Here is a 7,157-nt window from a genome sequence, read left to right as displayed (position 1 = left end):
GCCGGCCGGAATTTCAGCGCCGCTGGCGGCCTTGATGCTGGAGACAGTGGGTGCAACGACTGCGGCCACAGTAAACCCGCGCACTGCCGACTCAGCGCCACCGCCATATAAAGCCTTGGCTTTGATCGAATGAGCCGCAACCGCCAGACCTGTAATTGCGAAGGTCCATTGTCCGTTGGTGTTGGCCATGGCTTTGCCTTTAGAAGCACTGCCATCGAAGACCTCCACTTCGAGCCCGGCGCTTGCAGCACCCGTCAGTGTCACACTCGTTTCGACGGTTATCCCGCCGGCAGGAATTTCAGCGCCGCTGGCGGCTTTGATACTAGAGATAGTGGGTGCGACGACTGCAGCCACACTAAACCCGCGCACTGCCGACTCAGCGCCATCGCCATATAAAGCCTTGGCTTTCAAGGCATGCGAGCCTACCGCCAGATCAGTGAGTTCCTGCGTCCACGTTCCGTCAGTGCCGGCCGTCGCCTGGCCCTTTGACTGTGCACCATCAAAGAGCTCCACTGCCTGACTGGCTGGAGCAGTGCCGCTGAGAGTCACGCGGGTATCGGCGGTGGACCCACCCTCGGGGATTTCCAGCCCGCTGGAGTCCTTGATGCCAGTAATCGCTGGCGGGCCCAGCACAGTCGGCTTGCCGACATTGAAGTGGTCGATGTCCGAGTTGCTGGTCCGGTCGCTCACGCGTTCCACCCAATAGGACGCGTCCACGGTCCCGCCGTCGTTGGGCGCGATATCGCCCGCGTAAAGGTTGAAGACCACCGATTTGTTAACCGTGGACGGGGTAAGCGTGATGAAGTCGACGACGTCGCCGCCCAAGCTGCCTTCCCACAAGAACGCGACATCATCGCCCGCCGCCATTCCTGGGTAGGCCGGCACGGTCAGGGTGGTTCCCGGCCTGGCCGGATCGAGCACGCCGTTTACCACGTATGCGACCTCAGGCGCTGGCAGTTCGGCACGTGGCGCACCGACATTGATCTGCGCGGTGTGGGCGGATTCGCTTTTGACGATGGCGCCCTGATTGTCCTTTTCCAGGATGAAGTACAGCTCCAGCGTGCCGCCTTCAATCTGTTTGAGGTGTGTGCCGGACACCGTGAAGTTGATCGGGTACTTGTTTGTCGCTTCTCGATTGCTGATGACATGCGGGTCAATCAGGGGGTCGGTAGGATCGAGGTCAGGTTTCGTGCCGATCCATTTCAGGATGATCTGATCACCTGCCGCCATGCTGTCGTCCCACGGGATTTGCACGGTGGTCTGCGGCAGGTCCGGATCGATTGCGCCCTGCTGGGCATCCAGCGCGACAGGGGCGGCCATGCGCACGGTTTCCCCGATAACGTTGATGAATGCACCTTTGGAGGCGGCTTTCAACGTGTCTGTGGCGTCCTTCAAGTCGTAGGAAAATACCGCCTGGGTTTTGGCCAGTCGCCGGATCTGTGCATTGGGTACCAGTATCTCGAAGATATGCCCCACGCGGTCGATCGTGACCGGTTCCGCTTCGTACATAAGGGGTTCGCCGTCTGCGGTGGTCCCGGTTAATTTGACGAAGATCTTGTCGCCCACCGCGAAGTCGGCTCGCAGGGGCGCAAGACCTTTGAGGGCACCCTTGCCCAGGGAGGCTTCCACCGTTGCTGTCAGTTTTGTGCCCAGCAATGCCATGAATTGCGCCATGAATACCATGCGATTCATCGCCACGATCTGGACCGTTACCGGGTTGCTCCCCAGCGCATCCAGATCCAGCACATTGCCGTCAGCCTCATCGACAAAAGGGGCCTCCAGACGCAGATTGCCGGTATCCACCGCGATGCGCGTTTCCGCAGCCCAGTCCTCGGAGCGGTTCTTGACCACGTCATACACCTCGTAGGTCACCGCCAGCCCGCCGTCGCCGGAGTCGCCTGCCGCCAGAATGACCGACTCCTCCACCATGATCTCGATGGGGGTGTTTACTTCAGCACTTGTGACCGTATGTTCCACGAACCGGCCACCCCAGGAGACCCTGAGATTGTCCTGCTCGCTCATGTCCGGGTACGGTTCAATCGTGACGGGTACGCCCGCGGTGGCGGTGTCTGCATCCACGCCGTTATTGATGACCTCCTGAGGTAAGGTCAGTTTCAACGCCGAATGCCCTGGGGTGTCGCCGTCCTGATCCTGGCCGCCGGGGCGGGTGAGCTTGACCCATATCCTGGTTTCGTCAGACGACACCGGCGTCTGACTGACACGCTCGACGATGTATTTCACCGTGTACGGGCCGGGTTGAAGATGACGGGCTTCGATAAACGTGGTGACCCGCTGGTCGACCTCTCCGGGGACGATGAACTTGGTCACAACGTTCAAGGTGTCCAGCGATACCTTGACGCTGTCACCCACGGACATGTCGGGCCAGACCGGCACGTAGAGCTGCAAGCCTTTGTCTGGAAAGTTGTCGATGACAGCGCCGTGGTTGACCCCCAGCCACGTTTCGCCGGGCGCCGCGGGTGGGCTCGGAAGTGCGCCGGTGTTGCCGGGTATTTCCGGGCCGACAAGGAGGTTGGGGTTAGCGGCCTGCGGCGCTGCGTCATGCGGGGATGTGGTCATGGCGTTGACTCCTGTCGATGAATGCCAGGAGTCATTGGGCGCCGGATAACGGGAATTGGCTACTGTCAGAAATGACAGGTTTTGCTGCCGTCGGTCGGTTTGGACGGCGGCGCCGGAGGCGGGCTGAGACGGCTACTTCCAGTGATGAATCGGCCAGCCGGCCTTTTCGGCGTGTTCACGCAGCGTCGCGTCGGGGTTCACCGCGTGGGGGAAATCCACTTTCAGCAACAGCGGCAAATCGTTGCGCGAGTCCGAATAAAAGCTCGCGCCTTCGAGGTTTTCGCCTTCCTGATCCAGCCACTCCATCAGCCGCGTGATCTTGCCTTCGCGGTAGGTGAGCACGCCGCTGGTTTTGCCGGTGTAGACGCCATGGGCAAGCTCCAGATCGATGGCCAGCACTTCATCCACGCCGATGCGCTCGGCAATGGGCTTGACCAGATGCACCCCCGACGCCGAGATGATCAGAATGCGGTCACCGGCGGCGCGGTGTTCGGCGATGGCCTTGGTGGCGTCGCTGAAAATGATCGGCTCGATGTAATCCTCGACCCAGGGCCCCACCAGAAAATCCACTTCCTCCTGCGTGCGCCCGACCATCGGGTCCAGGCTGAACGCCATGTAATCTTCCATGGCCAGTTCGCCCTTGCCGTAGGCTTCCATCAGTTCATGGTCTTTCTTCATGAACCACTCGGGATCGACCCAGCCCAAACGCCCCATCTGCTCGCTCCACAGGCTGGAACAGTCACCGTGGATCAGGGTTTCGTCCAGATCGAAAATTGCTAAAGCCATTGCTGCTGTCCTCTTAAATCAGTTCGTGCGCAGATCCCGTGTAGGAGCGCGCTTGCCCGCGATTGCGCTGTGTCTGCGGATAAAGGGGGAGCTGACACACCGCATTTCGCGGGCAAGCGCGCTCCTACAGGGCAATCTCGCGCGTCAAGCCACCTCACACAACGCCGACGCTTCGATGTTCAGGGTGACGCGCCTGCCATTGGGGTGCAAGTCGCTGGCGGAACGGTTCAGCACATCCACCACCAGATCGACGCCCCGGGCCTGGACGCGGTAGCGGATCACGTTGCCCAGCAGGCTGTGACTGCGGATCTCGCCTTCCAGCTCCCCGGTCAGGCTCAATTGAATGGCCTCGGGCCGGATCGCCACGCGGCTGTTGATCGGGCGCAGCATCAGGCGGCTGGCGTCTTCCGGTTCCAGCAGGTTGTAGTTACCGATGAAGCCTGCGGCGAAGGCGTCGACCGGCGCGGTGTACAGGGTTTCGGCGTCGCCGCTCTGCACGATCCGGCCCTGGTTCATCAGGAAAATCCGATCGGACATGGTCAGCGCTTCTTCCTGATCGTGGGTCACGAAGATCGTGGTCAGCCCCAGTTCCTGCTGAATGGCGCGGATCTGTTCGCGCAGGTGCTTGCGAATCCGTGCATCCAGCGCCGACAGCGGTTCGTCCAGCAGCAGCAGGCGCGGGCGCGTCACCAGCGAACGGGCCAGCGCCACCCGCTGACACTGACCGCCGGACAATTGGTGCGGATAGCGTTTGGCATAGTCGCCCAACTCCACCAGCTTCAGGATTTCGGCCACCCGCTGCTTGCTTTCATCGGCGCTGACCTTCTGCATGCGCAAGCCAAACGCGACGTTCTGCTCCACATTCATGTTCGGGAACAGCGCGTAGCTCTGAAACACCATGCCGATGCCGCGTTTTTGCGGGGCGACCGGCACCAGGTCTTTGCCGTCGAGAAAGATGCGTCCGCTGGTGACTGATGTCAGCCCGGCGATGCAGCGCAGCAGGGTCGATTTGCCGCAGCCGGACGGGCCGAGCAGGGTCACGAACTCGCCCTTTTTGATCTCGCAATTGATGTCGGAAAAGACGGCCGTGCTGGCGTAATTCTTTTGCAGGTTTTCAACACTGACGAAGCTCATATCAGTCTTTGTCCTTGTTCAGTCGGTTGGCAGCCCAGGTCAGCAGCAGCACGAAGAGGAAATAGGAGATCACCAGCGCGCTGTTGAAGTGGCCGCTGCTGTTACGCATGTTGTTGAGGTACACCTGCAGGGTCTCGTAACGGGTGCCCACCAGCAGGTTGGCGAAGACGAACTCGCCGAACAGGAAGGAAAACGACAGCAACAGGGCGATCATCAGGCCCTTGCGCAGGTTCGGCAGCACCACCAGCACCGCAGCCTGAAAGGTGCTGGCGCCCAGCAGTTGGGCGGCGTCCATCAGGTCCACCAGGTTGATCGCCTGCAGGTTGTTGGTGATCGTCCGGTACATGAAGGGCAGGGCCACGGTGAAGTAGCAGCCGATCAGAATCCACGGCGTACCGACCATCGCCATCGGCCCGGAACCGTACAGCTGCAACAGCCCCACCGAGGACACCACCGGCGGCACGGCGAAGGGCAGCAGGATCAGGATGTTCATCACGCTGTCGAGTTTCGGAAAGTAGTAGTGCACGACGAACAGCAGCGGCAGCACCAGTACCACAGACAGGATCAAGGCACCGACGCACACCAGCAGCGATTGCCCGAAGGCCATCAGAAAACGCGGATCGCTCCACAGCGCGACGTACCATTTGAAGGTCAGGCCGCTGGGCAGAATCGTCGCCGACCAGCTGGAGGCCAGGGAATAGACGAAGGTGCCGAGCAACGGCGCCAGCAGGATCAGGAACAGGATGTAGACCACGATGCGGTGGTAGAGCCCGACCGGGCCGCGTTCAGCGCGAGACATGGTAGCTCCTCCTCAACAGCCATTGATGGACGATGGTCACGAGGGTCATCAGCCCGACCAGAATCATCGCCAGGGCGCTGGCCATGTTCGGGTCCAGCGTGATGTCGCCGGCGACCATGGCCGCGATGCGGATCGGCAGCACGTTGAAGTTGCCGGTGGTCAGCGCATAGACCGTGGCGTAGGCGCCCAGGGCGTTGGCCAGCAGGATCACGAAAGTGCCGAGCAGGGCAGGGGTCAGGACCGGCACGCCGATGTGTCGCCAGAAATCCCAACTGCTGGCGCCCAGCAGCGAGGCCGACTCGCGCCAGTCTTCACGCAGTGCGTCGAACGCCGGGTACAGCAGCAACACGCCCAGCGGAATCTGGAAATAGGTGTAGAGAATGATCAGGCCGGTCTTCGAGTACAGGTTGAAGTCGTCGATGATGCCCGCCTGTTTGAGGATCAGCGTCAGTGCGCCATTGAAACCCAGCAGGATGATGAACGCGAAGGCCAGCGGCACGCCTGAGAAGTTGCTGGTCATGTTGGCGAACGCGCTGACGAAATCCCGCAGCCGCGACGGCACTTTGCGCAGCGAGTAACTGCCCAGGATCGCGATGATGATGCCGATCAGGCTCGACCAGAAACTGATCTCCAGGCTGTACTGGATCGCCTGGCGGTAGAAGCGCGAATCGAACGCCTTGATGAAGTTTTCAATCCCCCAGCCGGCGTCGGAATGCAGGCTGTTGATCGCCACCCACACCAGCGGCGCGATCTGGAAGATGATGAAAAACACGGCGAACGGCAGCAGGCATAACAGCCCCAGCCACTTGCCTCGGCTTTGTGAATTCACTTGAGTATCTCCCTGCACACCGGCTTGTCGTGGGGCACACCGAGCAGTTCGCAGACGGTGCCGCATAGATCGGTTTGTTTGGGCTGCGCGTCAGGGTTCAGGCTGAAGGCGTCGCCCAGCACGAACAGCGGCACTTCCCGCTCTTCCGGCAGGATGCCGTTGTGGGAGCGGTCGTTGTTCATGCCGTGGTCGGCGGTGACCAGCACTTGATAACCGGCGTCGAGCCAGCGCTGCAGGTACTCGGCCAGAATGATGTCGGCGGTGCGCGCACTGTTGCGGTATTGCGGGGTGTCGAGGCCGTGCTTGTGCCCGGCGTCGTCGATGTTCATGGGGTGCACCAGCAGAAAGTTCGGCGCATGGCGCACGCGCAGGTGCTCGGCGTCATCGAACAGGTGCGAATCGGGGTAGTGATCGACGTAATAGAAGTGCCCGTGCTGAATCGGCAACTCGGGTGCCTCGGTGTGGCGATCCCGCGCGGCCACGAACGGCGAGCGGTTATACAGCTCGCTGACCCAGTGATAGGCGGCAGCGGCGGTGGTCAGCCCGGCGTCTTTGGCGTAATGAAAGATGCTGCGCTGGTTGGACAGGCGCGAGACCTGGTTGTGCACGATGCCGCTGTCGATGGGCGCCACGCCCGTCAGGATGCATTCGTACAGCGGGCGGGACAGCGACGGCAGTTCGCATTCCAGCCGGTACAACGCAGCGCGGCCGGCATCGCTGTAGGCCAGCAGATGCCCCATCGCGTGCCGGGCGACGCTGTAACTCAAACCGTCCAGCACGATGAGAATGACGTTGTGTTTCATGTGCCGCTCCGGGTACTTGAATTCGATGTGCAAGCGAGGCCTGGCTGTGATCTGCTTTTGATTCTGGCCGCAGGCCGTGGGAGTCCAGCTTGCTGACGATCTGCCGCAAAGCGGTAGTAAGCCAGACACCCTGGCAGTGTCAGGTGTTTTGCATGTTCAGGTTTGGCTGCCGGTTCCCGGCAGATCGTCGGCAAGCCAGACGCCTACGCCCTTCGGGCAGAAGCAGGAT

Annotated in this window: 6 protein-coding genes; all 6 read right to left on the bottom strand. The window is 61.3% G+C overall.

The genetic code is table 11. The features are described 5' to 3' along the window. Positions 1-2,406: hypothetical protein (locus tag ABQX22_RS00115; RefSeq protein WP_349795285.1), on the bottom strand; the 2,406-nt coding region annotated here is incomplete at its 3' end. A 303-nt stretch (positions 2,407-2,709) separates the two neighbouring features. Continuing rightward, positions 2,710-3,363: an HAD family hydrolase gene (locus ABQX22_RS00110; RefSeq protein ID WP_349795283.1), complete on the bottom strand. Its 654-nt coding sequence runs from the start codon at positions 3,361-3,363 to the stop codon at positions 2,710-2,712. 144 nt (positions 3,364-3,507) lie between these two features. Next, entirely contained in the window at positions 3,508-4,497 is a 990-nt protein-coding gene (locus ABQX22_RS00105; RefSeq protein WP_349795281.1) for an ABC transporter ATP-binding protein, read from the bottom strand. A gap of 1 nt (position 4,498) precedes the next feature. After that, positions 4,499-5,296, bottom strand: a complete 798-nt coding sequence (locus ABQX22_RS00100) for an ABC transporter permease (RefSeq protein WP_349795279.1) — start codon at positions 5,294-5,296, stop codon at positions 4,499-4,501. Further along, positions 5,283-6,125 carry an ABC transporter permease gene (locus ABQX22_RS00095; RefSeq protein ID WP_349795277.1) on the bottom strand — a complete coding sequence of 281 codons (843 nt, stop codon included), beginning with the start codon at positions 6,123-6,125 and terminating at the stop codon, positions 5,283-5,285. The genes ABQX22_RS00100 and ABQX22_RS00095 overlap by 14 nt, the downstream gene beginning before the upstream one ends. Continuing rightward, complete coding sequence (locus tag ABQX22_RS00090) at positions 6,122-6,928, bottom strand: alkaline phosphatase family protein (protein WP_349795275.1); 807 nt, start codon at positions 6,926-6,928, stop codon at positions 6,122-6,124. The genes ABQX22_RS00095 and ABQX22_RS00090 overlap by 4 nt, the downstream gene beginning before the upstream one ends. Between the last annotated feature and the right edge of the window lie 229 nt (positions 6,929-7,157).

It is taken from the genome of Xanthomonas sp. WHRI 1810A, assembly GCF_040202885.1.
Lineage (GTDB): Bacteria > Pseudomonadota > Gammaproteobacteria > Pseudomonadales > Pseudomonadaceae > Aquipseudomonas.
Note: the sequence above shows the minus strand (reverse complement) of the source record. Positions and strands in the feature narration are given on the sequence as shown.